General features: G+C 61.5%; 28 protein-coding genes and 1 pseudogene. 15 read left to right on the top strand and 14 right to left on the bottom strand.

Annotation, left to right across the window (positions count from 1 at the left end; genetic code table 11):
- Positions 1 to 24: 24 nt before the first annotated feature.
- From AMK05_RS11035 to AMK05_RS11015, 5 genes are all read right to left on the bottom strand, one after another.
- Positions 25 to 861: a carbohydrate ABC transporter permease gene (locus tag AMK05_RS11035; RefSeq protein WP_064838492.1), complete on the bottom strand. Its 837-nt coding sequence runs from the start codon at positions 859 to 861 to the stop codon at positions 25 to 27.
- Entirely contained in the window at positions 858 to 1,781 is a 924-nt protein-coding gene (locus tag AMK05_RS11030) for a carbohydrate ABC transporter permease (protein WP_064838491.1), read from the bottom strand. Before AMK05_RS11030 ends, AMK05_RS11035 begins: the two co-directional genes overlap by 4 nt.
- Positions 1,774 to 2,979, bottom strand: coding sequence for an ABC transporter ATP-binding protein (locus tag AMK05_RS11025; protein WP_064838490.1), 1,206 nt, complete (start codon positions 2,977 to 2,979; stop codon positions 1,774 to 1,776). Before AMK05_RS11025 ends, AMK05_RS11030 begins: the two co-directional genes overlap by 8 nt.
- Complete coding sequence (locus AMK05_RS11020) at positions 2,976 to 3,806, bottom strand: metallophosphoesterase family protein (RefSeq protein ID WP_064838489.1); 831 nt, start codon at positions 3,804 to 3,806, stop codon at positions 2,976 to 2,978. Before AMK05_RS11020 ends, AMK05_RS11025 begins: the two co-directional genes overlap by 4 nt.
- Before the next feature lie 189 nt (positions 3,807 to 3,995).
- On the bottom strand, positions 3,996 to 4,391 hold the full coding sequence (locus AMK05_RS11015) for a hypothetical protein (RefSeq protein WP_064838488.1): 396 nt from the start codon (positions 4,389 to 4,391) through the stop codon (positions 3,996 to 3,998).
- Between the two features lie 210 nt (positions 4,392 to 4,601).
- Between AMK05_RS11015 and AMK05_RS11010 the strand changes: the two genes are divergently transcribed.
- From AMK05_RS11010 to AMK05_RS11000, 3 genes and pseudogenes are all read left to right on the top strand, one after another.
- Positions 4,602 to 4,787, top strand: a complete 186-nt coding sequence (locus AMK05_RS11010; protein WP_064838487.1) for a hypothetical protein — start codon at positions 4,602 to 4,604, stop codon at positions 4,785 to 4,787.
- Between the two features lie 430 nt (positions 4,788 to 5,217).
- Positions 5,218 to 5,493: pseudogene (locus tag AMK05_RS11005) on the top strand (calcium-binding protein); the annotation flags it as partial.
- A 127-nt stretch (positions 5,494 to 5,620) separates the two neighbouring features.
- Positions 5,621 to 5,914 carry a hypothetical protein gene (locus AMK05_RS11000; protein ID WP_064838485.1) on the top strand — a complete coding sequence of 98 codons (294 nt, stop codon included), beginning with the start codon at positions 5,621 to 5,623 and terminating at the stop codon, positions 5,912 to 5,914.
- On the opposite strand, the gene AMK05_RS10995 is transcribed toward AMK05_RS11000, so the two are convergent.
- Both AMK05_RS10995 and AMK05_RS10990 read right to left on the bottom strand, forming a co-directional pair.
- The gene (locus AMK05_RS10995) at positions 5,911 to 8,013 is read right to left on the bottom strand and encodes an ATP-binding protein (RefSeq protein WP_064838484.1); all 2,103 of its coding nucleotides are present in this window, start codon (positions 8,011 to 8,013) and stop codon (positions 5,911 to 5,913) included. The two genes, AMK05_RS11000 and AMK05_RS10995, sit on opposite strands and share 4 nt — an antisense overlap.
- Positions 8,010 to 8,750 (bottom strand): response regulator transcription factor, encoded by a 741-nt coding sequence (locus AMK05_RS10990; RefSeq protein ID WP_064827568.1) that lies wholly within the window; start codon positions 8,748 to 8,750, stop codon positions 8,010 to 8,012. Before AMK05_RS10990 ends, AMK05_RS10995 begins: the two co-directional genes overlap by 4 nt.
- A 235-nt stretch (positions 8,751 to 8,985) precedes the next feature.
- Between AMK05_RS10990 and AMK05_RS10985 the strand changes: the two genes are divergently transcribed.
- The 9 genes from AMK05_RS10985 (at position 8,986) to AMK05_RS10945 (ending at position 18,384) form a co-directional block, all read left to right on the top strand.
- The gene (locus tag AMK05_RS10985) at positions 8,986 to 9,978 is read left to right on the top strand and encodes an ABC transporter substrate-binding protein (RefSeq protein ID WP_064838483.1); all 993 of its coding nucleotides are present in this window, start codon (positions 8,986 to 8,988) and stop codon (positions 9,976 to 9,978) included.
- A 117-nt stretch (positions 9,979 to 10,095) separates the two neighbouring features.
- A complete protein-coding gene (locus tag AMK05_RS10980; RefSeq protein WP_012557676.1) occupies positions 10,096 to 11,121 on the top strand; it encodes an ABC transporter substrate-binding protein in 1,026 nt (341 codons plus the stop codon).
- Positions 11,122 to 11,209: 88 nt separating this feature from the next.
- Positions 11,210 to 13,441, top strand: a complete 2,232-nt coding sequence (locus tag AMK05_RS10975; RefSeq protein WP_064838482.1) for an ABC transporter permease — start codon at positions 11,210 to 11,212, stop codon at positions 13,439 to 13,441.
- The gene (locus tag AMK05_RS10970) at positions 13,438 to 14,499 is read left to right on the top strand and encodes an ABC transporter ATP-binding protein (RefSeq protein WP_064838481.1); all 1,062 of its coding nucleotides are present in this window, start codon (positions 13,438 to 13,440) and stop codon (positions 14,497 to 14,499) included. The genes AMK05_RS10975 and AMK05_RS10970 overlap by 4 nt, the downstream gene beginning before the upstream one ends.
- Before the next feature lie 46 nt (positions 14,500 to 14,545).
- Entirely contained in the window at positions 14,546 to 15,367 is an 822-nt protein-coding gene (locus tag AMK05_RS10965; RefSeq protein ID WP_064838480.1) for an inositol monophosphatase family protein, read from the top strand.
- 130 nt (positions 15,368 to 15,497) lie between these two features.
- A complete protein-coding gene (locus AMK05_RS10960) occupies positions 15,498 to 16,031 on the top strand; it encodes an NUDIX hydrolase (protein ID WP_064838479.1) in 534 nt (177 codons plus the stop codon).
- Positions 16,032 to 16,089: 58 nt separating this feature from the next.
- Entirely contained in the window at positions 16,090 to 16,596 is a 507-nt protein-coding gene (locus AMK05_RS10955; RefSeq protein WP_064838478.1) for a winged helix-turn-helix transcriptional regulator, read from the top strand.
- 13 nt (positions 16,597 to 16,609) lie between these two features.
- Positions 16,610 to 17,875 (top strand): beta-ketoacyl-ACP synthase II, encoded by a 1,266-nt coding sequence (gene fabF / locus AMK05_RS10950; protein WP_064838477.1) that lies wholly within the window; start codon positions 16,610 to 16,612, stop codon positions 17,873 to 17,875.
- Positions 17,876 to 17,955: 80 nt separating this feature from the next.
- Complete coding sequence (locus AMK05_RS10945; protein ID WP_064838476.1) at positions 17,956 to 18,384, top strand: DUF4864 domain-containing protein; 429 nt, start codon at positions 17,956 to 17,958, stop codon at positions 18,382 to 18,384.
- 64 nt (positions 18,385 to 18,448) lie between these two features.
- On the opposite strand, the gene AMK05_RS35195 is transcribed toward AMK05_RS10945, so the two are convergent.
- The 6 genes from AMK05_RS35195 to coaD all read right to left on the bottom strand — a co-directional run bounded on the left by AMK05_RS35195 (position 18,449) and on the right by coaD (position 22,795).
- Positions 18,449 to 18,598 carry a hypothetical protein gene (locus AMK05_RS35195; protein ID WP_190237339.1) on the bottom strand — a complete coding sequence of 50 codons (150 nt, stop codon included), beginning with the start codon at positions 18,596 to 18,598 and terminating at the stop codon, positions 18,449 to 18,451.
- A 214-nt stretch (positions 18,599 to 18,812) separates the two neighbouring features.
- Positions 18,813 to 19,955: a tRNA guanosine(34) transglycosylase Tgt gene (gene tgt, locus AMK05_RS10935; RefSeq protein ID WP_064838474.1), complete on the bottom strand. Its 1,143-nt coding sequence runs from the start codon at positions 19,953 to 19,955 to the stop codon at positions 18,813 to 18,815.
- The gene (gene queA, locus AMK05_RS10930; protein WP_064838473.1) at positions 19,952 to 21,055 is read right to left on the bottom strand and encodes a tRNA preQ1(34) S-adenosylmethionine ribosyltransferase-isomerase QueA; all 1,104 of its coding nucleotides are present in this window, start codon (positions 21,053 to 21,055) and stop codon (positions 19,952 to 19,954) included. The genes tgt and queA overlap by 4 nt, the downstream gene beginning before the upstream one ends.
- A gap of 76 nt (positions 21,056 to 21,131) precedes the next feature.
- A complete protein-coding gene (locus tag AMK05_RS10925) occupies positions 21,132 to 21,641 on the bottom strand; it encodes a peptidylprolyl isomerase (RefSeq protein ID WP_003573154.1) in 510 nt (169 codons plus the stop codon).
- A 28-nt stretch (positions 21,642 to 21,669) separates the two neighbouring features.
- On the bottom strand, positions 21,670 to 22,242 hold the full coding sequence (locus AMK05_RS10920) for a peptidylprolyl isomerase (protein WP_064838472.1): 573 nt from the start codon (positions 22,240 to 22,242) through the stop codon (positions 21,670 to 21,672).
- Between the two features lie 58 nt (positions 22,243 to 22,300).
- Complete coding sequence (gene coaD / locus AMK05_RS10915; RefSeq protein WP_064838471.1) at positions 22,301 to 22,795, bottom strand: pantetheine-phosphate adenylyltransferase; 495 nt, start codon at positions 22,793 to 22,795, stop codon at positions 22,301 to 22,303.
- Positions 22,796 to 22,885: 90 nt separating this feature from the next.
- Here coaD and AMK05_RS10910 point away from each other — a divergent pair, with 90 nt between their 5' ends.
- From AMK05_RS10910 to AMK05_RS35965, 3 genes are all read left to right on the top strand, one after another.
- Positions 22,886 to 23,164: a hypothetical protein gene (locus AMK05_RS10910; protein ID WP_064838470.1), complete on the top strand. Its 279-nt coding sequence runs from the start codon at positions 22,886 to 22,888 to the stop codon at positions 23,162 to 23,164.
- Positions 23,165 to 23,306: 142 nt separating this feature from the next.
- Positions 23,307 to 23,462 (top strand): hypothetical protein, encoded by a 156-nt coding sequence (locus tag AMK05_RS35190; protein WP_003539654.1) that lies wholly within the window; start codon positions 23,307 to 23,309, stop codon positions 23,460 to 23,462.
- Positions 23,463 to 23,498: 36 nt separating this feature from the next.
- On the top strand, positions 23,499 to 23,633 hold the full coding sequence (locus tag AMK05_RS35965) for a hypothetical protein (RefSeq protein WP_010056528.1): 135 nt from the start codon (positions 23,499 to 23,501) through the stop codon (positions 23,631 to 23,633).
- A gap of 164 nt (positions 23,634 to 23,797) precedes the next feature.
- Here the strand turns inward: AMK05_RS35965 and gyrA are convergent, their stop codons facing one another.
- Entirely contained in the window at positions 23,798 to 26,617 is a 2,820-nt protein-coding gene (gyrA, locus tag AMK05_RS10905) for a DNA gyrase subunit A (RefSeq protein ID WP_064838469.1), read from the bottom strand.
- Between the last annotated feature and the right edge of the window lie 146 nt (positions 26,618 to 26,763).

The following is a 26,763-nucleotide window of genomic DNA, read 5'->3' as shown; positions in this document are numbered from 1 at the left end:
CTCGTTCTCCTGGGTTGAAGCCGGTCAGCCTTTGAGACCGGTCATGGTGATGCCCTCGACGAAACGTTTCTGCGCAAACAGGAAGGCGGCGACGAGAGGAAGGGTAATGATCAGGGTCGCCGCCATCAGCGCGCCGTAGTCGTCGCCGGCCTCGGCGGCGCGGAAATACATCAGCCCGAGCGGCGGCGTGGCATAGTCCTGCTTGCTGATGACGATCAGCGGCCAGTAGAGATCGTTCCAATGGGCGACGACCGAGAAGATGGCGAAGGCGGTGACCGCAGGCCAGGCATTCGGCACGATGACGCGGGCGACGATGCCGAGCTCCGACATGCCGTCGAGACGGGCGGCATGGATGAGATCATCCGGCATGGCGCGGAAGAACTGCAGGAACATGAAGATCGCGAAAACCGAAATGGTGAAGGGCGCGACAAGAGCAGCATAGCTGTTGAGCAGCGAAGCGCGGTCGAAGGCGACATAGAGCGGCAGCGCGGTCGCGTGGATCGGCACGAGAAGGCCGAGCATAACCAGCACCATCATGGCCCGCGCCGCGCCGAAACGCAGTTTCGCCATGGCATAGGCGCAGGGGATGGCCACCAGCACCTGAAAGAGGAAGATCAGCCCGCAGACGAGGACACCGTTCCACAACAACCGCACCATCGGCACGCGGCTCAAGGCCTTGGCGAAATTCTCGACATAGGCGAGATGCGCCGGGATGAGCGACAGCGACGAGGTGAAGATGTCGCTCTGCGTCTTGCCGGCCGCCGAGATCATGAAGACGTAGGGCGCGAGAAAAACGATCGCCCCGAGGGAAAGCAGGCTGAGGCGGATGACCCTGCCGAGGGAAAAAGCGCTCGTCATCATGTGTAATGCACCCGGCGGTCGAGAATGCGGTACTGCAGGAACATCAGCACGACGAGGATCAGCAGGAAGACCACCGTCATCGCCGAGGCATAACCGACGCGCAGATAGACGAAGCCTTCCTGGTAGATCGTGAAGAGCAGCACCTCAGACGCCTTGTTTGGGCCGCCCTCGGTCAGCGTCTTCACCGTCTCGAAGAGCTTGACCGCATTGGTGATGCTGATGGTGATGACGAAGAGCGTCGTCGGCCCGAGCATCGGCCAGGTCACCAGCAGGAAGCGGTCGAAGGCAGATCGGGCGCCGTCCACTTCGGCGGCCGCGTAAAGCTCACGCGGGATTGCCGTCAGCCCGGCCAGGAACAGCACCATGTTGAAGCCGGCCGATTGCCAGACGCCAATGATCGACAGGCTGTATAGCACCGTGCCGGAACTGCCCAACCAGTTCGGACCGGGCAGACCGACGAGCGCCAGCAGCGCATTGATCGGGCCGATCGTCGGGTGGAACATATATTGCCAGACGGTCGCCATGGCGACGATGAGCGAGGCGACCGGCAGGAAATAGGCAGTGCGGAAGACGCTGCGGGCGGCGATCTCGCTTTCGATCAGCATGGCAATGCCGAGGCCGAGCAGGATCGAGACGGGCGCGACGATCGCCGTATAGACCATGGTATTCCACAGCGACTTGCGAAAGGTGCGGTCGGTAATCAGGTGAGCATAATTCTCGAAGCCGACGAAACGGAACTTGCCGTAGCCGAGTTCGAAATCGGTAAAGCCGAGCACGACGACAGCGGCGACCGGCAAAAGCACGAAAAGAAACAGCAGGATCATTGCCGGCAGCACCAGCATCCAGGCGATGCGGGCCTCGCTGCGCCGATGCGCAGCGGCGGAATCATGCGACACGGCCATGGAGACGACGCTAGCCATGCGCCCTCTCCCGTGCGGAATCGCTAATGGCGAGCCCGGCATTGCCAGTGGCGAGCCCGGCATCAGCGGCTGCGACGCTGCCGGCCAGCCGGCTGCCATCCTCGGCAAAGATCAGCGTGCGTCCGGGCGACAGCCGAAGCCCCACCGCATCGCCGGCCGCAAGGCCCGAGGCGTCGGACGGTTGAACCTTGGCGACGACCGTCTCGCCGACCGCATCGAGCCGGCAATGGATGATGACCTCGGAACCCAGAAACTCGACGCGTTGGATATGGGCGGCAAGGCCGTCATGCCGGTTCGTGGACAGAAAGACGAATTCGGGACGGATAGCAAGCGTGACCGGCATCTTCCTATCGGGTGCATTTTCAAGTGACAGGCGTAAACCGCCGAAAGCAACGACGCCGCCTTCGGCAGCAGCCGGCAGCAGATTGATGCGCGGCTGGCCGATGAAGCGGGCAACCTCGATATGGGCGGGGTCGTCGTAGATGACCTCGGGGCTGGCGATCTGCAGCAACCGGCCGCCCATCATCACGGCGACGCGGTCGGCCATCGACAGCGCCTCCGCCTGGTCATGGGTGACGTAGAGTGTCGGCACGCCGGCGCGCCGATGCAGGTCGACAATCTCGCCGCGGGCATGGACACGCAGGTTGGCGTCGAGATTGGAGAGCGGCTCGTCCATCAGGAAGACGCTCGGCTGGCGCACCATGGCGCGGGCGAGCGCCACGCGCTGACGCTGGCCGCCCGACATCTGGCCGGGCTTGCGGTCGAGCAGGTGGTCGATCTTCAGCGATTTCGCCATTTCCCTGACATCGCGGGCGATCGCAGCACGGGTGGCGCGCTGACCCGGCATCAGCGATCCCAGGAAGGGCAGCCGCTCCATTCTCGACAGCCGGCGCATCGCCAGCGGCACGGCGATATTCTGAGACGCCGTCAGATGCGGATAAAGCGCATAGGACTGGAAGACCATGGCGATGTTGCGATCGGCGGCCGCCACGCCGGACATGTCTCGGCCGCCGATCAGAATCTCGCCGCGGTCGGCGTGATCGAGGCCGGCAAGGACACGCAAGAGCGTGCTCTTGCCGCAGCCGGAAGGCCCCACCAGCGCGATGAATTCCCCGGCCTCGACATCGAGGCTGACGCCATTCAGGATCTGGTTGCCGCCGAAAGCTTTGGTGATGCTGCGAAGCGAGAGGGCGCTCATTCGGCAGCTTCCCGCTGTTTCACCGCTTGCGGATAGACCTCGTGGACGACCTCGTCGAGCACATAGGCGGTCATGCCGGGAACGGCGACGATCGTGCTGTCGACCGACGTGTCGAATTCATGGACGACGGCGCCGATCAGGCGCTCGCCCGGCATCTCCCGCTCCATCTTGTCGATGATGAAGGCGGCCGACGGCCCCCAGGTCAACGCAGTATTGTCGAAACGACCCTGCCAGGCCCAGTGAAGGTGGCCGCTGGCAAACAGCGCCACGTCATGGGCAGCGATCAGATCATAGAGCCGCCGGCGCTGAGCCGGGCGAACGCTCCAGTAGCCGGTATCGCCTTCATCCGGCGCGTCAACGAACAGCGGCTTGTGCGCGAAGAGAGCCACGCGTCGCCCTGCCCTGTCCTCGAGCGCCTTGGCGAGCCATTCGAACTGGGCCTCTTCCTCCTCATCCTCATGGCCGAGAAGCAGCGAATTCAAGCCGATGAGGCGCCAGCCGGCCGCATCCTCCAGCCAGCGATCGTCACCGGCAAGGCTGCGCCAGCGGGCCAGCCGCTCACGATTGACGGGCTGGTCGGATCCCTTGAGATGGCCGACATCGTGATTGCCGGGGACGATCAGCATCGGGATCGACGCCTGGCGCATCAGATCCATCGAGAAGGTGATGTCCTCGTCCTTGTCGGCGCCATCGACGGTGAGATCGCCGGTGTGGATGATCAGATCGGCGCCGGTCGCTTCGATCCAGCTCAGAAGCGGCGCCCAGTTGCCGTTGAAATGCGGCTTGTTCGGGCTGAAATGGGTGTCGGTGATCTGAATGATTTTCATGGGCGCGCGTCTCCGAGACCTGGGACGCGCGTCGTGCGCAGTCCCTTCTCGGGCCCTCAATAGAAGGCTCGCATGTCAATCAGACACCTGATGTTTCCAGCTGTTTTTCAGTTTTGACATCAATTTGTCATGCAAGAAGAAAGCTGCCCGCGGGCACGGGCAGCCTTTTTGAATTCTGAACCAATGCGATCAGTGCCTTGGCGCGTTGGCGGGAATGGACGATACCGTGGCCGAGACGGGGTCGCTCGCCGGAAACGAGTCCTCGAGGCCTTCGTTCAACTCCTCCTCCAGCACCTCGCTATCGTGAGTCGAGCGCGCGCTCGGCTGGGCGATCAGGCCCTTGCTGCCTTCGTCGAAATTGCCGTTGCTCAAGGCATCGTAACGGTTGATGCTGCCATCCGTCTCCCCGCCGGCAAAGCTGGTGAGCTGGACCATCATCACCTTGGCGTGGTCGACGGCCGTGGAATGGTCGAGTCCGCCGTGAGAGTTGTCGATCCTGACGGAGATCGATTCTCCTCCCTCGCCCAAAAACTCGACAGTGAAGACGTCACCGGCCTGTGTCACTCGCGTATCGATCAACTGCATGGAAACCTCCTGTGCTCATCGATATCAACGGCAATCACGCTCCGTGAGTTCCACGGGCAAGGCCATTCAGCGCTCGCATGTGCGGCTCAGACGTTGGCACGCACTGAGCCTCTCCGTGGCGCTTATGGTTAATTTATTAATAATTCAGAGTTTATAAAGGGAACGAAGCGGCCTTTCCGACTGTTGATGGTGCGCCGCGGAGGAACCCCGATGATCCTGAAAATCCTTGCACGCAAGATCGACCCCGATTGCCATGATACCGGCACCTATCCCGATGGGATCTTTGCCGAAAACCGGATCGATCTTTCCAGCCGCGACGGCCGTCGCCGCTCGCCACATGAGCGCGACTACGGTGCCGACAGGAAACTGGACAAGCTGCCGCTTGGCTTTGCCTGACCGCTCCAGCCTCCCATTAAAGCCTGCGGAAGACCGGCATGCCTGACGCAGGCAATACGGCGTTCTGCGCTCCTGCCGTGGCTTTAATCTTCTCGCCGCGATTGCCGATGTTCCAGGCGCCATATCGGGCGGCGCATCATATCCGTCTTCGTCCCAGGAAGGCCGCATTGCGACGGTCGCCGTCTCACCCGGGCATGATCTGCCGGTTGAACAGGAAAATACAAGCAAAGATTGATAGTCGCATCACATAAGGATCGAACCGAAACGAGCCACATTCAGGTCAATATATGATGGTTAACCGACAGCCCTAGACCGGCCGCCATCATGTATTAAACCGAATTGGCGCTCGGAGATGGGGATGTATTCCTACGGCCAATTCCCTCGTGAACCGGGAGAAAAACTTATGGCTCAAGCCGTTAGAATAAACGATATCAGCGTCGACAGGATCCAGGATTTTTCCTCTGCGGCTGAAGACAAGCTGCTGCTCGACCATTCGATTTTCGCCGCGCTCAGCCTATCCGAATTTTCCGATGAGAATTTCGTTCTCGGCACGAAAGCGCTCGAGGCGAATGACAAGCTGATTTACGATCAGGCGAGCGGCATGTCGTCTTTTGACGCGGATGGGAGTGCGGCGGGCACGGCCATCCCGGTCGCGGATCTCGATAATTCCGCCGCACTTCACTTCAACGATTTCCTGCTGATCTGACTTGGAGAGGCCCCGCTGCACTTCGGCGGCGGGCGGGCGCACCACGCGCTTTTCCAGGCTCCTCTTGCCGGCATCACATTGCCGGCCACATTCTCCGTTGACGCCACTCGCAGCAACGGAGAAGCGCTTGCCCTGGATCGCCTATATCGCCCATTTCATTGCAGCCGCCTTTCTGACCAACGGCATCCCGCATTTCGTCAACGGCGTCAGCGGCCGGCGCTTCCGCACGCCATTCGCAATGCCCGGTTCGCCGACGGCGAATGTCGTCTGGGGCTGGGCGAATTTCCTTATTGCCTTCCTGCTGTTTGCCAATATCGGGCCGCTCTATATCGGCACGCCGGGCGATACGATCTTCGTGGCGGCCGGCATGCTCGTCACCGGCATCCTGCTCGCCCGGATTTTCGGCGGCGATGCGAATTAGCGCAAATCTGTGGGGAAGCTCAGCTTGACGGTCGTTCCGTGCCCGGGAGAGGAATAGATGGATGCCTCTCCGCCGCTCTGACGGACGAAGCCGTAAACCATGGCCAGACCAAGCCCTGCTCCACCATGTCCGCCTCGTGTGGTGAAATAGGGTTCGAAAGCTTTGTCTACGACCTCTGGTGTCATGCCGATGCCGCTGTCGGTCACCGAGATCAGCAAGGTGTTTCCCTTTGCCGTTGCACCGATAATGATGACGCCTCCCGTCGGCATCGCTGCCGACGCGTTGAGACAGAGGTTCAGAACGGACTGCTCCAAAAGGGCCGCGTCGAGCGATACGACCGGCAGGCCGGCATCCAGTTCCAGCTTGATGTGGCACTTTGCGCCGACAGCGATCTCCAGGATATCGGCCATTCCGCGAAGGAGGCTGGCGACATCCACCGCGCTTGGATAGAACGGCTGCTGGCTGCCGATCGACAGCATGCTGCCGGCCAGCGACCGTCCTCTCTCGGCAGCCTTGCGAATTCGCGCAATGTTGCGTTTCTGCCGATCGTTGAAGCCGGTTTCACGCTCGAGAAGGCCGAGGCTGCCGGTGATGATCCCGATCATGTTGCCGACTTCGTGGCTCACCTGATGCGTCATGCGCATAATGCCGTCCAGTCGCTGAACCTTTGCCGCTTCCGCCTCCTGTCGATCCATCAACGTGACGTCGCGTGCCAGAAGAACGATGCCGCCCTCCGGCTGTCGTGACATGGAGATCTCGATCACCCGCTGGTCGCCGGTGCGATGGCGGAGGACTGCGCGTTCCAACAGGGCGCCGCGCTCCGGATCGGAGGGTAGCAAAGCGGGATCGATCTCCGGCACCGGCTCGACAAACCGGCGCAGCGGCAATTTGCGCGCGGAACCCGAATGGCCGAACAGTTCGATGATCCGCCTGTTCATGGTGATCGGTCGCCCCATCCTGTCGAAGAGCGCAATCCCCTCGTTCATATTGCGAAAGGTTGAACGGATGGTGCGAGCAGCGGCTTCTGCCGTGCGTCTCAATCGAGACACGCGATCCACGCTGTCCTTGAAGGCGCGGAAGGCGTCCAGCAGACGCACAAGCTCGGTTTCATTTCCACGGTAGGCTGGCGGACCCACTTCGTTTTCGCCCTTTGCGAGCGCATTCATGCCGTTCGACAGCGCCACGATGCCCCGTGACACACGCATGACCGACCGGATGGAGAAAATTGCCATGACGAGCACGAGCAGGAAAGCCAAGGCCACGGTTACCAGCAGTCGACTCAAGGCATCGGAGGTCGAAAACAGATCGTCGTTCAGCTGGCGTGCAACTGCATCGCTTTGCGTCTCCGTTGCATGGGAGAGGTCGCGTGAGACAGCATGCAGCTTTGCGACCGCCGCCCGGATCGCGAACATGTTCAAGAGGTATCGTGTTTGAGCTTCGAATACACGCTCATACGGCTGGAGCTCGGCAGGCGAAATCCTCAAATCGGCCTCGGTTTTCCCCTGCGCGGCCGTCGTATCCGCCACGTATCGTCTGCGAAGTTCACCGAGCTGGAAAAGACTGTCGGAGGTGGAAGCCGCTTGCACGATTCCATTCACTTGACGGCGCAGCTCGTGATCGACGATGCCTTTGCCGGTCGCCACCTCCCCCAGCGCCGCGGCAGCTTCAGCCTTGTGATTCTGTGCAGCGTCGGCGTCCCTGGCAAGCACAAGCGTCTGTGTCCTGATAAGATCGAGAAGCTCAACCATCCTCGGGCTCGCAAAGCCGCGGGCAGCCTGATCTGCTCCGTGAGGCGCGGCCGACTTCAGCAGGCTGTCGACCTGCAGCACGACAGCGCGGCTCTCGCTCGCCACCCGGTATGGCGAGGTCGAGTTCATCAGGAAGGGCGCGCTCGACACCAGATCGGAGACTTGCCGGGAAACGAGCGAGGCCTTGGCGAGGCTCGTGAAGGCCTGCAGGCCGTAAGCTGCCATCTCGTCACGGGCGCGCTGCAGCCCGTAGATCGCGATCGCCGACAGGCTGAACACCAGAAAGCAGATAAACGCAATCGCGAACGGCAGGCGAAAGGCAATGGAAGACAGAAAGGAGCGGCTGATCACGCGGACGGCTCGCCGTCGCCGGTGTGCAGGACATAGCCCTTTCCGCGTCGTGTCTTGATATGGCGCGGGAGGTCGGGATTGCGTTCGATTTTCCGCCGGAGCCGCAGAACCAGGACGTCGACGTTGCGGTCGATGTAGCGATCGCTTTCCGAGCCAAGCCGATCGAGGATCTGCGCCCGGCTCACCGGCTGGTTGGGGGTCTGCGCAAGGATTTCAAGCAGGGCGAATTCGGCCGTCGTCAGCGTTTTGCTGCGGTCGGCGAGGCAGACGGCTTGCCGGCCCCTCAGGTCGATGGCCCAATCGCCAAGCAGCAGAGAGGGGCGTTCGTGCTCCCGCTCACTCTCCTTTTCCTGTTTCAGTGATGGCACGGTTCGCCGCAAGACAGCTTTGATGCGGGCCGTCAGTTCGATCGGTTCGAACGGCTTGACGACATAGTCATCCGCAGCAGTTTCCAGGCCGAGAACACGATCGGCGGCACTGCCGGCTGCCGTCACCATGACGATACCGATATTGGCCTCCGACCGCAGTTTTTGGGCGAAAGCCCGGCCTGATGTCCGCGGCAGGTTGTGATCGACCAGCACCAGATGCATCTGCTCTCGTGCCAGGATATCGGTCGCCTCCTCGGCGGATCCCGCGCAGGTCGGAATCCACCCCTCGGCCTCGACGAGATCGGAGATAAGTTCCGCCATATCCGGATCGTCCTCGACGATCAGAATTCGAACCTTCTGATTCAGCACCGCTTGATCCTCCCGGCGCCATCATAGGCATGCCGCCGCCAATGTTCAAAGACACTCTGATGATGAGGTTTGTCACATTTGTAATGAATGTAACGTCGCTCCGCCCGGCGATGAAAAATCGGTAACCATTCTTCGATTGCGGTGACGCGAAGATCTGACATGCTGGCTGTGGAGATTGGAACGGGAGGTTCCAAGGGAGGCTTGCGTGAGAATATTGACCGCTTTTGCTGCGGGCATGGCTTTCTGGCTGTGCAGCGCAAGCCAAGGCATGAGCGAGGCGCGATTGAACGTCCTGTGCGGCGTCGACGAAGCCTGGTGCATGGCCATGGAAAAAGCGTTCGAAGCCCGCGCGGGTATCGATATCTCGATGGTTCGCAAGAGCACCGGCGACATACTCGATCAGATCCGTGCCGAAAAATCACATCCGACAGTGGATGTCTGGTGGGGTGGAACCGGGGATGCCCATCTACAGGCTGGCTCAGAGGATCTGCTCGAACGATATCAGCCCGACCATGAACACGATATGCTGCCTTGGGCGCAGAACTTTTTTGCTATGTCCGGCTCCCGGTCGGCCGCCATATATGCGGGGGCTTTGGGTTTCGCCTACAATTCCGATCTCCTCGCAGCGCTGAAACTTCCGGCCCCGACCTGCTGGCAGGACCTGACGAAAGAGGCCTATCGCGGCCATATCCAGTCCGGCAATCCGAATTCCTCCGGAACCGCTTTCACAATGCTGGCCACACTCGTGCAGCTCCTCGGCGAAGAGGAGGCGTTCCGTTATATGGCAGCCCTCAACCGCAATATCGTCGAGTATACCCGGTCCGGCGCGGCGCCGGTAAAGGCTGCCGCCCGGGGTGAAGTCCTGATCGGCATCTCGTTCATGCATGACGCGGTAACCCTGAAGGAAGCGGGCGCGCCGCTGGTCATCGTCGCTCCCTGCGAAGGAACGGGCTACGAAATCGGCGCGGTCAGCATCGTCAAGGGTAGCCGCAATGCCAGGGCCGCCCAGGCATTCGTCGATTTCGCCCTCAGTCCCGAAGGCCAGGCGACAGGCGCTGCGGCCGGCCAGAACCAGGTTCCGTCGAACGCCAAAGCGGCTCTGCCGCCGGCCGCGCCCGACATCACCATGATCAAGATGGTGGATTATGACTTTGCAACATTCGGCCTGTCCGACGAGCGAAGTCGGCTGTTGACCCGCTTCGACACCGAGATCTCCCCGACCCAATAGGCCGGGATCCGACGTTCATCCGAACTCGACAACACGGTGCGATCGACGCGCCGCGACGGGCAGCGCTTGTGCCGCTGACCCAACACCCTCTCAGACGCAAGCAACAGGAGGATACCCATGCGACTGACAGTTCTTTCCACGCTTCTCTTTGCCGGAACGGCGCTGGCCGCCGGTTCGGTCCAGGCCGCCGGCGAGCTTAACCTCATCTGCTCGGCCGATGTCGTCATCTGCGAGCAGATGCAGGGCGACTTCGAAAAGGCTCACGACATCAAGGTCAATATGGTGCGTCTGTCGTCGGGCGAGACCTATGCCAAGATACGCGCCGAGGCTCGCAACCCGAAGACCGACATCTGGTGGGCCGGCACTGGGGATCCGCATGTCCAGGCAGCATCGGAAAACCTGACGCTGGAATACAAGTCGCCGATGCTCGACCAGTTGCAGGATTGGGCCAAGAAGCAGGCGGAGAGCACCGGCTTCAAGACGGTCGGCGTCTACGCCGGTGCGCTCGGCTGGGGTTACAACACCGAGATCTTCAAGACCAAGGGTTACAAGGAGCCCCGCTGCTGGGCCGATCTCCTGGCGCCGGAATTGAAGGGCGAAATCCAGATCGCCAATCCGAACTCCTCGGGCACTGCCTATACGGCTCTCGCTTCTCTGGTACAGATCATGGGCGAAGACCAGGCCATCGACTATCTGAAAAAACTGAACGCCAATGTCTCGCAATACACCAAGTCCGGATCGGCTCCGGTCAAGGCGGCGGCGCGGGGCGAAACCGCCCTCGGCATCGTCTTCATGCATGACGCCGTCGCCCAGACCGCCGAAGGCTTTCCGGTCAAATCGGTCGCGCCATGCGAGGGCACCGGCTATGAAATCGGCTCCATGTCGATCATCAAAGGCGCCCGCAATCTCGACAACGCCAAGATCTGGTACGACTGGGCGCTGCGGCCCGAAGTGCAATCGCGCATGAAGGATGCCAAGTCGTTCCAGCTGCCGTCGAACAAATCGGCGGAGGTGCCGAAGGAAGCGCCGAAGTTCGAGGACATCAAGCTGATCGACTACGACTTCAAGACTTATGGCGATCCGGCAAAGCGCAAGGCCCTGCTGGAGCGCTGGGACCGGGAAGTCGGCGCCATTGCCAACTGAAGATCGATGAGTGGCGCGGCATCCCGGACGGATCCGGGGTGCCGCTCCATTCTCCCATTTTATCAACGTGAAATAAGCGAGGTATGCCATGAGACGTGGCAATCGCCGATTGGACATCGTCCTTGGCCTGGGGGCGGCTGCCCTGATCCTGGTCCCGTGGTATCGCATCGAGGGCGGCTTCTTCGGATTCAACTGGCTGTCTGCCTTCCCATTCTCCGCCGATACGGCGCCCGGGCTGCTGCAAATCCTGCAGCATGGAAGAACCTGGCTTGCCGGCGTGGTCCTGCTGTTTTTGCTCGGCTGTTTGGCGCGCCTGGTGCGCGATCCGATGCGGCGCGGAACCTTGCTCGCCTCGCTCGGCGCCGTCGGCCTCCTCTTCCTCTCTCTGCAGGGATTGGCGATCGGCTTTTCCGGCTGGACCTGGGCAATCAGTGAAAACCTGTTCGGCATATTGTTCGAGGGGCAGCCGTCGATGGGTGCCGGCGCCGTCCTCTTGGCGCTCGTCTTCGTTCTCCTTTTTGCGTTCGGACTGGCCGAACGCGGGGTGATGAAGGGAGATGCCTTCATCGTCGGCTCGATTTGCATTCTCGCGTTTCTGGTCACCATCTTCGTTTTCTACCCGATCGGCAGCATGTTCATCGCTTCGGTGCAGGACTTCGATGGCTCCTTCAATCCGGATGGCCTTATACGCAACATTCAGGACCCTGGCATTTGGAGCCTCGGCTGCATAGCGGGCGAAGAACGTTGCGGCGTTGCCTGGCGCACGCTCCTTCTCGCCGTCATGACAGCTTCCGGCTCGACCCTGCTCGGCCTCGGCTTTGCGCTGGTGGCGACGCGCACGCGCTTTCCGTTCAAAAAGGGATTGCGCCTGCTGACGGTGCTGCCGATCATCACACCGCCCTTCGTCATCGGCCTGGCGCTGACGCTGCTGTTCGGCCGCGCCGGCATTATCACCGAGGCCTTGTCCAGCCTGTTGGGTATCGAGCCGGGCCGCTGGCTCTATGGGCTCACCGGCATCTGGATCGCCCAGGTGCTCTCCTTTACGCCGATCGCCTTCCTCGTTCTTATCGGCGTCGTCGAAGGCGTCAGCCCGTCGATGGAAGAGGCATCGCAGACCCTGCGTGCCGGTCGCTGGCGCACGTTCTGGCGCGTCTCCCTGCCGCTGATGAAGCCGGGTCTCGCCAACGCCTTCCTGATCGGGTTCATCGAGAGCATGGCCGATTTCGGCAATCCGCTCGTGCTCGGCGGCACGCATGGCGTACTTTCGACGGAAATCTTCTTTGCCGTCGTCGGATCGCAGAACGATCCGTCGCGCGCGGCCGTTCTTGCCATCGTTCTTCTCTGCTTCACGCTCTCGGCGTTCCTCGCTCAGCGTCTCTGGCTATCGGGCAAGAGCTTTGCCACGGTCACCGGCAAGGGCGACAGCGGCGCTCATATCGCATTGCCGCGCGGCCTTTCCATTGCCGTGCAAGCGGTGGTCGTTCCGTGGATGATTTTCACCGTCGTCGTTTATGGAATGATCCTGATCGGCGGCTTCGTGAAAACCTGGGGCCTCGACAACTCGCTGACGCTCGACCATTACGCTCGCGCCTTCTCGATCGGTTTCGACAACGGCGCAATTGCGTGGACCGGCGTGGCGTGGAACTCCTTCTGGACGACGATGGAAATCGCGCTCGTCTCCGCGCCCCTGACCGCTGCGGTGGGCCTGCTCACGGCCTATATCATCGTACGGCAGAAATTCGTCGGGCGGAACGTCTTCGAATTCGCGCTGATGATGAGCTTCGCCATCCCCGGAACGGTCATCGGCGTCAGCTACATCATGGCTTTCAACCTGCCTCCGATCGAGATGACCGGCTCGGCGCTCATCCTCATCCTCTGCTTCGTCTTCCGCAATATGCCGGTCGGCGTTCGCAGCGGGATCGCGGCGATGAGCCAGCTCGACAAGAGCCTGGACGAGGCGTCGCTGACTTTGCGTGCGGATAGTTTCCGCACGATCCGCAAGGTGATCCTGCCGCTGCTGCGGCCAGCCATCACCGCTGCCCTGGTCTATTCCTTCGTTCGCGCCATAACCTCGATCAGCGCCGTCATCTTCCTCGTCAGCGCGGAATACAACATGGCCACGTCCTATATCGTCGGCCTCGTCGAGAATGGCGAGTACGGCGTAGCGATCGCCTATTCATCCATGCTGATCGTGGTGATGAGCATTGTCATCGCCGGCTTCCAGCTCGTCGTCGGCGAGCGCCGCCTACGCCGCGAAAATCGCGTCGCCGGCACCAGCTCAGCTCCCTCTGTTCCTCTCGGTCAGGAGAAAACCGCATGATCACCGTCAAACCCGGTTCCGTCACCTTCCAGAATGTCCGCAAGTCTTTCGGTGCATTCACGGCCATTCCGGACCTTTCCCTCTCCATCGAGCCGGGCACGCTGGTGACCTTGCTCGGCCCATCCGGTTGCGGCAAAACCACCACGCTGCGCATGCTGGCCGGGCTCGAGCATCCGACATCCGGACGTATTCTGATCGGCGGCGCCGACGTTACCATGCTGCCCGCCAATGAGCGCGATGTCTCGATGGTGTTTCAGTCCTATGCCCTGTTTCCGCATATGACGTCGCTGGATAATGTCGCTTACGGTCTGCAGTCGTCGGGCCTCGGCAAGAAGGAAGCTCGGGAAAAGGCTGAGGAAGGATTGAAGCTCGTCGGCCTTGCGGGCATGGGCCATCGCCTGCCGGCCGAGCTTTCCGGCGGCCAGCAGCAACGCGTCGCGGTTGCCCGCGCGCTTGTGCTCGAGCCGCAGGTGCTGCTGCTCGACGAACCGCTCTCCAACCTCGATGCGCGCCTGCGCCGCCGGGTGCGCACGGAAATCCGCGAACTACAGCAGCGGCTCGGCTTCACCGCCGTTTATGTCACCCATGACCAGGATGAGGCTCTGGCGGTGTCCGACCGCATCATCGTCATGAAGGATGGCGAGATTGCCCAGTCCGGGACGCCGCGCGAGCTCTATGAAGCGCCGGCATCGTCCTTCATCGCCGATTTCATGGGCGAGGCCAATGTCATCCCTTGCGAGGTGATCGCCGTCGAAGGGACGGAGGCGCTTATCCGCGTGGCCGGCGTGGACCATCGTTTGCCAAGCCGCAGCGCAAAGCCCGGCACGGCAAAACTCGCCGTCAGGCCCGGGTCGATCACCATAGCGGCAGCCGGCCAGCGGGGCTTGGCGGGACGCGTGCTCCACAGTTCCTATCTCGGCGGACATGTCGAATATGAGATCGAAACCGATGTCGGAACGCTCTTCATCATCGACCATGCCGTCGAAAGAAACCTGCCGCCTGCGAGCGATGTCACACTCGGATTCGAGAACCGCGGCATTGCGCTGATCAATGCCTGAAACATTTGGGCCCGAAACATTTGGAATGCGAATAAAGGATAGCAATATGACTATGCATGACACCGACCTGGAGCGGCGCTTCGCCCTGGCCAAATCCCTTGCTGCGGAAGCTGGTGCTTTGGCGTTCGACTATTTCAATAAGCGCGAGACTCTCGTGATCGAGACCAAGCGCGATCTTCAGGATGTCGTGTCGATCGCGGATCGGAACGTCGAGACCTTCCTGCGTGAGCGGGTTGCGGCAGCAATTCCCGAGGACGGTTTCCTCGGCGAGGAGTTCGGCCATCAAGCGGGAAGCTCCGGCTACACCTGGGTTGTCGATCCAATCGACGGCACCGCGCCCTTCGTCAATGGCATGCCCACCTGGTGCGTTTCTGTCGCTGTCCTCTACCAGGGCGTCCCGGTCGTCGGCGTGATCCAAGCGCCTTGCGCGAACGAGCTTTATGCCGCAGCCCTTGGCCTTGGCGCGAGCTTGAATGGCGAGACGCTTTTGCTCGATCCCTCCCGCACGATACAGAACGCCATGACCGGTATTGGCTGCAATACGCACGTCGCTCCGGAGGTTGTCGGCTCCATCATAACGGCGTTGCTCGCCAGCGGCGGCACGTTCATTCGGAACGGCTCCGGAGCGCTGATGCTTGCCTATGTGGCTGCAGGGCGTCTCGTCGGCTATTATGAACCTCACATGCGGGCTTGGGACTGCATGGCGGGTTATTGCCTTGTGAAAGAAGCTGGAGGCCAGTACCTGCCCTTCCCGACCGAGGGCGAAGATTTGTTCAAGGGGCATCCCGTCCTGGCCAGCAATGTTTCCGCATATCCGGAATTGTTGGCGATTCACAATCTGCGCGACGGCAATAGAACCGCACTATAGAGCAGGCTACGTGGCGGCGAGCGCACGGCTGACAACGGCGGATGGTTGCGCCTACAACTGATTGTCATAATCTGCCATGAACACGCTCAGGCGGGTGAAGAATCAGCAAATTCAACAATTCCCAATTGCCATGAAGACTCCGAAAAAACGCAGCAAGCCTCGACCAGACAAGTCTCAGCCATTGCTGCGGCAGCTCGCCGCCGTTCCTGCCAAGCTGTTTTCGGGGGCATTCCGCCAACAATACGGCGCGATTTGCTTCCGCCACGCCAATGACGGACCGGGGATCGAAATCCTGGTGATCACATCGCGCGAGAGTGCGCGCTGGGTCATTCCGAAAGGGTGGCCGATGAAAGGGAAGAAGCCGTTTGAAGCGGCAGCGATCGAAGCCTGGGAGGAAGCAGGCGTGCGCGGGACGGTGAGGAAAAAACCGGTCGGCCGCTACACCTATCTGAAAGAACTCGACGATGGCGACGTAGCCCCCTGCATCGTCGATCTGTTTCAGGTTGAGGTCATCGAGATCAGCGAAGATTTCAAGGAGCAAGGCCAGCGTATTCTCGAGTGGGTCAGCCCTGATGAAGCGGCACGACGCGTTCGCGAGATCGAACTCAAGTCGCTGCTCGTCGAGTTTGAGGCCCGCGGGCGCACTAAGCGCAATCCTGGCTGAAGGCTGTGCCTCCTCAAGTAACTTGCATAATGATAGTCACTGCTGTAGTGACAGCTCCATGCAGCGGACGAGCTTCAGTCAATTCAAATGCCCGGCGGCGCGCGCGCTCGACAGCGTCGGCGACTGGTGGAGCATCCTGATCCTGCGCGACGCCTTTCAGGGGCTGTCGCGCTTCGACGAATTTCAGAAGAGCCTCGGCGTGGCGCCGAACATCCTGACACGGCGGCTCAAACAGCTGACGGACCAGGGGCTGTTCGAACGGCGGCTCTACCAGCAACGCCCTGCCCGCTACGAATATCGGCTGACGGACAAGGGCCGCGATTTCTTTCCGGTGCTGATGACGCTGTTTTCCTGGGGAAGCCGGCACATGCCGGAGGAAGATCTCGCCTTTCTGCTCGGCGACGCCGCTTCGGGCAGAGAGCGCCAAACGGTACTGGTCGACGCACGGACCGGCGAAGAAGTGACACCCGAAAACACCAGCCTGCTTCCAGGCCCCGCAGCCGATGACGAGGTGCGTGCGCGGATCGCCCGCATGCGCGCCTGGTATCTCGGCATCGACGCATAGAGAGGAAAATATCATGGACCGCATTGTTGTCACCGGCATGGGACTTGTCTCGCCACTCGGCACCGGCGTCGAGCCCGCCTGGAAACGCCTCCTTGGTGGCGCTTCAGGTCTGAGGGCGCTGGCGGAGGATGTCGTCGGCGAACTCTCAGCCAAGGTCGGCGGCATCGTTCCCGGCGTTGCCTGGGATGTCGAGGCCGGCTTCGACCCCGACCGTTACATCCCGCCCAAGGACCAGAAGAAAATGGACCGCTTCATCCAGTTCGCCATGGCGGCGACGGAGGAAGCAGTGAAGCAGGCCGGCTGGATGCCCACAGACGACGGCAAACGCGAACGCACGGCAACGATCATCGCCTCGGGCGTCGGCGGCTTTCCCGCCATCGCCGAGGCGGTGCGGATCGGTGAGGCGCGCGGCGTCCGGCGGCTGTCTCCCTTCACCGTGCCCTCCTTCCTGGTCAACCTCGCCGCCGGCCAGGTCAGCATCCGCTACGGCTTCAAGGGCCCGCTCGGCGCGCCGGTGACGGCCTGCGCGGCCAGCGTCCAGGCGATCGGCGATGCGGCGCGGCTGATCCGTTCCGGCGAAGCGGATGTGGCGATCTGCGGCGGCGCCGAGGCCTGCATCGACAAGGTGAGCCTTGGCGGTTTTGCCGCGGCGCGTGCCCTTTCCACCGGCTTCAACGAGACGCCGGAACTGGCCTCGCGGCCGTTCGACACGGCGCGCGATGGCTTCGTCATGGGCGAAGGCGCCGGCATCCTGGTGATCGAAACGCTGGAGCACGCGCTTGCCCGTGGCGCGACGCCGCTTGCCGAACTCGTCGGCTACGGCACGGCAGCGGACGCCTACCACATGACCTCAGGCCCCGAAGACGGCGACGGCGCGCGCCGGGCGATCGAGGCAGCGCTCCGGCAGGCCAAGATCCCGGCGTCCGAGGTCAAGCATCTGAACGCGCATGCAACCTCTACACCGGTCGGTGACAAAGGCGAGATCGCGGCGATCGCCACGGTCTTCGGCCGCAATGGCAGCATCGCCGTCAGCGCGACTAAATCGGCGACCGGCCATCTGCTCGGTGCTGCCGGCGGGCTGGAGGCGATCTTCACCATCCTGGCGTTGCGCGACCAGATCGCGCCGCCGACCCGCAACCTTGATGAGGCCGATCCTGATGCCGACGGCATTGATATCGTCGGCAAGGTGGCGCGGCCGCTGGCGATGGACTATGCCATCACCAACGGTTTCGGCTTCGGCGGCGTGAATGCCAGCGCCCTCTTCCGCCGCTGGTCGTAAAGGCCGCTTTTCTTGCGCTGGAAATGGCCTACACTTCCGCTCTATCGGGATCTTTTCCCCCGATAGAGCCGGAGATCCCCATGCGCGCCTTCTTCGCAGTTGTCATTCTGTGTGCCGCGTCCCTCCTCTCCCCTGTCTCGGCCCGGGCCGAAGATCCGATCGACGCCACACGGGCGATGATCGAGGAACAGATCAAAGCCTTCCTCAAGGACGATGCCGAGACTGCCTATTCCTTCGCGGCTCCTGGCATCAAGGCGATGTATCCCGACAAGAACCTGTTCTTCGCCATGGTGAAGAAGAGCTACGAGCCGGTCTATCATCCCGGCAATTACGCATTCGGCCGCAGCCGCTCGATCGACAACGGCGCGCTGATCTATCACGAGGTGCTGATCTCCGGCCGCGACGGCAAGGACTGGACGGCGATCTACCAGATCACCCGCCAGCCGGACGGCAGCTACCGGATCAACGGCGTGCAGATCATGCCGGATGCCGACAGCAAAGGCATTTGATCCAGCAGTCCCATGGCATCAACGCTATTGCGCCGGAAATGAGAAGTTAGCCTCCCCGCTTTCTTCAGATGGTTTCGACAGCGAAGCTCTCGCATAGAAATTCGATAGCATCGTCCTCAAGGTCAAATACTTTGAATCGAACTTGTTCGAAGAATTGTGAACGGGATTTCTCGATTTCTATCCACGTTCCCGAAAGCGAAGCGATATTACCCATTTTTAAATCCCAACATCCGTCAAAGTAATACTTTAACATCGCTGACGTTATTTTAGGTGAGTCTCGCATCTCTATTGTGATATTCACTCGGGTAATATCACCCGCGGATACAGCTCTCGTAAGCCTGAAATCAGAAATGTATCTATACCGAGCCGGCCTTAGCAGATGATATCGATCTACATCGTCGGAAACTACCATCCGCTACCCCTTATATTCACCTAGAGATTCTCACCGGTTCGAGATCGCCCCTCGCCCATTCCTCCTGCGTTTCCGCCATGAAATCGGCGAAGCGGCCTTCGGCGATGGCCTTGCGGATGCCCTGCATCAGTTCCTGGTAATAGGCGAGATTGTGCCAGGAGAGCAGCATGCCGCCGAGCGCCTCGTTGGCGCGGACGAGATGGTGCAGATAGGCGCGGGAATAATCGCGCGAGGCCGGGCAGTTCGACTGATCGTCGAGCGGGCGCATATCCTCGGCATGGCGGGCATTGCGGATGTTGACCTTGCCGCGGCGGGTAAAGGCCAGGCCGTGGCGGCCGGAGCGGGTCGGCATGACGCAGTCGAACATGTCGATGCCGCGGGCGACCGATTTCAGCATATCGTCAGGCGTGCCGACGCCCATGAGGTAGCGCGGCTTTTCCAGCGGCAGCACCGGCAGCGTCGTTTCCAGCATCCGCAGCATGACGTCCTGCGGTTCGCCGACGGCAAGGCCGCCGACCGCATAACCCTTGAGGTCGAGCTGACTCAGCGCCTCGGCCGAGCGGATTCGCAGCGCCGGGATGTCGCCGCCCTGGACGATGCCGAACATCGCCTTTCCGGGCTGCTCGCCGAAGGCGACCCGGCAGCGCTCGGCCCACCGCAGCGACATTTCCATGGCGCGCTCGATCTCCTTCGGCTCGGCCGGCAGGGCCACGCATTCGTCGAGCTGCATCTGGATATCGGAGCCGAGCAGCCCCTGGATTTCGATGGAGCGCTCCGGCGACATATGGTGCAGGCTGCCGTCGACATGCGACTTGAAGGTGACGCCCTGCTCGTCGAGCTTGCGCAGGCCGGAGAGCGACATGACCTGAAAACCGCCGGAATCCGTCAGGATCGGGTGTTCCCAGCGGATCAGCTTGTGCAGGCCGCCGAGGCGGGCGACGCGCTCGGCACTGGGGCGCAGCATCAGATGATAGGTATTGCCGAGGATGATGTCGGCGCCGGTCTCGCGCACCTGGTCGAGATACATCGCCTTGACGGTGCCGACGGTGCCCACCGGCATGAAGGCCGGCGTGCGGATGGTGCCGCGCGGCATGGAAATTTCGCCGAGGCGGGCGCCGGTATCAGTCTTCTTCAACGTAAATTGGAAGTTTTCTGTCATTTGTCTTTCCGGAAAAGAAGGCTCGCGTCTCCGTAGGAGTAGAAGCGGTAGCCTGTCGAAATGGCGTGTTCATAGGCCGCATGCATGGTCTCGAAGCCGGCAAAAGCCGAGACCAGCATGAACAGCGTCGAGCGCGGCAGGTGGAAATTGGTCATCAGCATGTCGACCGCGTTGAAGCGATAGCCGGGTGTGATGAAGATACCGGTGGCGCCGGCCCAGGGCTTGATCTCTCCGCTTTCCCCGGCCGCACTTTCGATGAGCCGCAGCGAGGTCGTGCCGACGCAGACGATACGCCCGCCCCTTGCCTTGACGGCATTCAGCCGGGCGGCGATCTCGGCGCTGACATAACCGCTTTCGAGATGCATCTTGTGATCGTCGGTATCGTCGGCCTTCACAGGCAGGAAGGTGCCGGCGCCGACATGCAGCGTGACGAAATGGCGTTCGATGCCGGCCTTATCCAGCGCCGCAAACAGATCAGGCGTGAAGTGCAGGCCGGCAGTGGGGGCGGCGACGGCGCCCTCCTCGCGGGCATAGATCGTCTGGTAATCGGCGCGGTCGCGCTCGTCCTCGGGCCGCTTGGCGGCGATATAAGGCGGCAGCGGAATATGGCCGACGGCGGCGATTGCCTCGTCGAGCGCCGGGCCTGTGAGGTCGAAGGCGAGCGTCACTTCGCCGGCCTCGCCCTTTTCCTCGACGGTGGCATCGAGCGAGCCAAGGAAGCAGCTTTCGCCGCTGTGACCGAAGGCGATGCGGTCGCCCTCCTTGATGCGCTTACCGGGTTTGGCAAAGGCCTTCCAGCGGCTGGGGCCGATGCGCATATGCAGCGTTGCCGACACCTGCTGGCCGCCCGCCCCCTCGCGATGGCGGATGCCTTCGAGTTGGGCTGGAATGACCTTGGTATCGTTGAAGACCAGCGCATCGCCCGGCCGCAGAAAGGACGGCAGATCGCCGACTCGATGATCGGAGAGCACGCTTTCAGCATGGGGCCCGCTTTTCGCGTGTGGATTGACGACGAGCAGACGGGCGCTGTCGCGCGGCTCGGCGGGCCGCAACGCGATGCGTTCATCCGGCAGATCGAAATCGAAAAGGTCTACGCGCATAAGGGTACTTTCAGGCAAAGCGAAACCCGCCCCCACGCGGTTGACGCGCAAGAGCGGGTTTCAGCAGAAATCACAATCAGACGTCGGCGGCAACCCGCATCGAGACGATCGAGTCCGGATCGGAAACCGGCTCGCCGCGCTTGATCTTGTCGACGTTGTCCATGCCTTCGATGACTTGGCCCCAGACGGAATACTGCTTGTTCAGCCAGGGCGCGTCGGTGAAGCAGATGAAGAACTGCGAATTGGCCGAGTTCGGGTTCTGCGAACGGGCCATCGAGCAGGTGCCGCGCGTATGGGTGGTCGCGGAGAATTCAGCCTTCAGATCCGGCTTGGAGGAGCCGCCCATGCCGGCGCGGCCGGGATTGAAGGTTTCCGAGCCCTTCTTGCCGAATTCGACATCGCCCGTCTGCGCCATGAAATCCTGAATGACGCGGTGGAAGACGACGCCGTCATAGGCCTTTTCGCGGGCGAGTTCCTTGATGCGGGCGACATGCTCCGGGGCGACCTGCGGCAGAAGCTGAATGACAACCTTGCCCTTGGTGGTTTCCAGAATGATGGTGTTTTCGGGATCCTTGATCTCGGCCATTGTCTTCTCCTCTTGTTTCTCTCGTAACTTACTTCTTGCCCAGGGTGACCTTGATCATCCGGTCGGGACTTTTGACTTCGCCGTTCTGGCCTTCGCCGCGCTTGATCTTGTCGACATTCTCCATGCCGGAAACGACCTTGCCGACCACGGTGTACTGACCGTTGAGGAAGGAGCCGTCATCGAACATGATGAAGAACTGCGAGTTGGCGGAATTCGGATCCTGCGAACGGGCCATGCCGACCGTGCCGCGCACGAACGGGGTCTTGGAAAACTCCGCCGGAATATCCGGCATATCGGAGGAGCCGGTGCCGGCGAGGCTGGCATCGAAACCCTTTTCCATATTGCCGTATTTGACGTCGCCGGTCTGGGCCATGAAGCCGTCGATGACGCGGTGGAAGGCGACGTTGTCATATTCGCCCTTCTTGGCCAGCGCCTCGATCTGGGCGACATGCTTCGGCGCCACCTCAGGCATCAGCTGGATGACGACGGGGCCGTTCTTCAACTGGATGGTGAGATAATGATCGGCCGACTGAGCGAAGGCGTCCCCCGCGAAGGAGGCGAGATACAACACGCCGGCAAATGCGAGATAAAAGAGTTTCATATGGGCTCCGTTGCGGCGGGTTTCGCCTGGTCTTTGCGCCTGCCAGACTTTGTATTTATCAGTCTGGGCGCTTGGATGTGAGGGCTTGCAAGACGGCGGCCGGCACGAAGGCGCTGACATCGCCGCCCATGGCGGCGATCTGGCGGACCAATGTGGCCGTAATGGGCCGCGAGGCCGTTCCCGCCGGCAAAAAGATGGTCTGGATATCGGGCGCCATCGTCCTGTTCATGCCGGCCATCTGCATTTCGTAATCAAGATCGGTGCCGTCGCGGAGACCGCGGATCAGAAGCGTGGCGCCATGGGCGCGGGCGGCATCGACGACCAGATTGTCGAAAGCGACGACATCGATGTCGCCGGTCTTGCCGGGCAGCGCTTCCGCCAGCGAAAGGCGGATCAGCTCGGCTCTCTCCTCGAAGGAAAAGAGCGGCGCTTTGCCGGGGTGGATACCGATCGCGACGATCACCTTTTCGGCGACGTTCAGCGCCTGGACCAGAACATCCACATGCCCATTGGTGATCGGGTCGAAAGACCCGGGATAAAAAGCTGTCGTCATCTGGCCCGACCGTTGGTTTGACGCCTTTTGTCACGGATGCCGGCTTGCCGCAAGTGATTTGGCCAATCGTCCCGGACGGTTGAACCGCGGATGAACGGCCCGTTCAAGGCGGTTTCAGACAGGATCTGCTTAACTCAGATCATCAACGCAGCCGATGCCATTCCGGCATCCGGCGCCTCCCGAAAGACCAATTCCATGCTGATCGTGCTCGTTGCACTTGCCGTCGTTTCCTCGCTCGCCGCCGAGATGGCCTATGGCTATTTCGCCGATCGCTACGAGGTGAGCTGGGTGCGGCCGGAGCTTGCCGAGCATGCCGCGATCGTGCGCGCCCAGGGGCGGCTGCGCGCAATAAACGACGTTCGAATCTGAACGCCAGATGAACGAGACATTCAAGGAGGCTTCAGATCGGCATTGGTAAACACCGCCTCAACATCCGGCGGAACCATTTAAAAACGGATGCGTTCATTCAACCGATACATAGATGCGATTATCGCGGCAGGAAGGACTAAAGATGCCCGGCAAGATTACGATGATTAACGTGCTCTGGATGGTAATGGTCACGGGCATGCTGACCGCAACTGTCGCTCTCTATGATCAGAAGGTTGATACGTCCAAGGTTTATGGCCCCTATGCTTCGGCCCGGACGGCCGTACTTGGCCAGTACTGAGGGGCGAGAACGCAACTCCCCAGGAAAGGAATGCCTATGTTCACGATCTTGACAGTGCTCACCGCCCTTATCAGCGTCATGTTCATAGTGTCTGTAGCCTCGACGATATCGGCGCTTCGGCGCGAGGGTGAAGAGGTAAAGGCGCTGAACGAGAAACATAGCGCATTCTGACATTCCTCTTTTTCCAACTCCTTCCCAACCTTGAGCGGCACCCCTTCCGCTGCCAAGGCCATTCAAAGCCGGATGCACCCAGCGTCCGGCTTTTTCTTTGGGCCGGTAAGGACGAGCGCGGCTTGAAAAGAAAAGGGCGGCCCGAAGCCGCCCTTTTCACTTGATTATTCCTCAGCCGGCCCGGCCGGGTCACCATCGGTAGCCGACGCCTCGCCGGCAGCCGCATCCTCGGTCGTGGCGGCGCCTTCGGCGACCTCGACAGTCTCCTCCGCCTCATCCTCCGGTTCGCTGATGCGCTCGACCGAGACGACCTTCTCGTCCTTGGCCGTCGAGAAGATGGTGACGCCCTTGGTGGCGCGGCTGGCGATGCGGATGCCGCCGACCGGCACGCGGATCAGCTGGCCGCCATCGGAAACCAGCATGATCTGGTCGCCATCGTCGACCGGGAAGGCCGCGACCAGTTCGCCGATCTCGCCTGTCTTCGACGTGTCGGTGGCGCGGATGCCCTTGCCGCCGCGGCCGGAGATGCGGAAATCATAGGACGACGAACGCTTGCCGAAGCCCTTTTCGGAGACGGTGAGCACGAATTGCTCGAGCTGCTTCAGCTCCTCATAACGCTCGTCGGAGAGCTGTCCCTCTTCGGTGACCTCCTCGCCGACCAGCGCGATCTCCTCGGCCTCACCTGTCGTCAGGCGGCGGTCGTTGGCGGCGCGCTTCAGATAGGCGGCGCGCTCCCACGGCTCGGCGTTGACGTGGCGGACGATGGTCATCGAGATGATGCGGTCGCCGCCGGCAAGGCTGATGCCGCGCACGCCGATCGAATTGCGGCCGGCAAAAACGCGGACGTCGTCGACCGAGAAGCGGATGCACTGGCCGAGCGCCGTCGTCAGCAGCACATCGTCACTTTCCGTGCATGTCTCGACGGAGAGAATTTCATCGCCCTCCTCCTCGAGCTTCATGGCGATCTTGCCGTTGCGGTTGACCTGGACGAAGTCCGACAGCTTGTTGCGGCGAACCGTGCCGCGCGTCGTCGAGAACATGACGTCGAGATTGTCCCAGCTCTCCTCGTCCTCGGGCAAGGGCAGGATGGTGGTGATGCGTTCGCCGGGGGCGAGCGGCAGCATGTTGATCAGCGCCTTGCCGCGCGAGGTCGGCGTGCCGATCGGCAGTCGCCAGACCTTTTCCTTGTAGACGATGCCGCGCGAGGAGAAGAACAGGACCGGGGTATGAGTGTTGACAACGAATAGCCGGCTAACAAAATCCTCGTCACGGGTGGTCATGCCGGAGCGGCCCTTGCCGCCGCGGCGCTGGGCGCGATAGGTGGTCAGCGGCACGCGCTTGATATAGCCAAGATGCGAGACGGTGACGACCATGTCCTCGCGGGCAATCAGATCCTCGTCGTCCATTTCGAGGCCGCCATCGACGATCTCGGTGCGGCGCGGCGTGCCGAATTCATCACGCACGGCTGACAGTTCGTCCTTGACGATGGTCTGGATGCGGACGCGCGAGGAGAGAATATCGAGGTAATCCTTGATTTCCTCGCCGATCTTATTGAGTTCGTCGCCGATTTCGTCGCGGCCAAGGGCCGTCAGACGGGCAAGGCGCAGTTCGAGGATGGCGCGGGCCTGCTCTTCGGACAGGTTGTAGGTCAGGTCATCGTTGATGCGATGGCGCGGATCGTCGATCAGACGGATCAGGCTTTCGACATCTTCGGCCGGCCAGCGGCGGGTCATCAGTTCTTCGCGGGCCGACTGCGGATCGGGCGCCTGGCGGATGACGCGGATGACTTCATCGATATTGGCGACGGCGATGGCGAGGCCGACCAACACATGGGCGCGGTCACGCGCCTTGCGCAACAGGAATTTCGTTCTCCGGCTAACGACTTCCTCGCGGAAGGAGACGAAAGCCCGCAGCATGTCGAGCAGGGTCAGTTGCTCGGGCTTGCCGCCGTTCAGCGCCACCATGTTGCAGCCGAAAGAGGTCTGCAACGGCGTATAGCGATAAAGCTGGTTGAGGATGACCTCGGCATTGGCGTCGCGCTTCAATTCGACGACGACGCGATAGCCCTGGCGGTCGGATTCGTCGCGCAGATCGGAAATGCCTTCGATGCGCTTGTCGCGCACCAGTTCGGCCATCTTCTCGATCATCGTCGCCTTGTTCACCTGGTAGGGAATCTCGGTGATGATGATCTGCTCGCGGTCACCGCGCATCGGCTCGATGGCCGCAACGCCGCGCATGATGACCGAACCGCGGCCAGTCTCATAAGCCGAGCGAATGCCGGCACGGCCGAGGATCTTCGCACCCGTCGGGAAGTCCGGGCCGGGAATGATCTGCATCAGTTCCGGCAGCTCGATCGCCGGATCGTCGATCAGCGCAATGCAGCCGTCGATGACTTCGGAGAGATTGTGCGGCGGGATATTGGTCGCCATGCCGACGGCGATGCCGCCGGCGCCGTTGACCAGCAGGTTCGGGAACTTGGCGGGAACCACGACCGGCTCGGAAAGCGTGCCGTCGTAGTTGTCGCGGAAATCGACGGTTTCCTTGTCGAGATCGTCGAGCAGCGAATGGGCAGCCTTTTCGAGGCGGCATTCGGTGTAACGTTCCGCAGCCGGCGGATCACCGTCGACCGAGCCGAAATTGCCCTGGCCGTCGATCAGCGGCAGACGCAGCGACCAGGGCTGGGCCATGCGGGCCAGCGCATCATAGATCGCCGAATTGCCGTGCGGATGGTATTTACCCATCACGTCACCGGTGACGCGGGCGCATTTGACGTATTTCTTGTTCCAGTCGATGCCGAGCTCGGACATGCCGTAGAGGATGCGCCGGTGCACGGGCTTCAGGCCGTCGCGCACGTCGGGAAGCGCGCGGCTGACGATGACGCTCATCGCGTAATCGAGATACGACCGCTGCATTTCCTCCATGATGGAGATGGGCTCGATGCCTGGCGGGAGCTTCCCGCCGCCGGGGGGTGTTTGCTCAGTCAAAACAGATCACGATCTCTTCTAGAATCACTTGAAGATTTATAGCGGAAAGCCCGTTCCCGCGCCAATTTCACGCGGCGTTTTGAACAGGCTTTTGCGGCTTAAAGAGGGTAAAATATGCAAGTTGCGTGGCCGAACCGGACAAATCC

The organism is Rhizobium sp. N324, assembly GCF_001664485.1.
GTDB lineage: Bacteria > Pseudomonadota > Alphaproteobacteria > Rhizobiales > Rhizobiaceae > Rhizobium.
The sequence above is the reverse complement of the archived record's forward strand: the minus strand, read 5'-3'. Positions and strand labels throughout refer to the sequence as shown.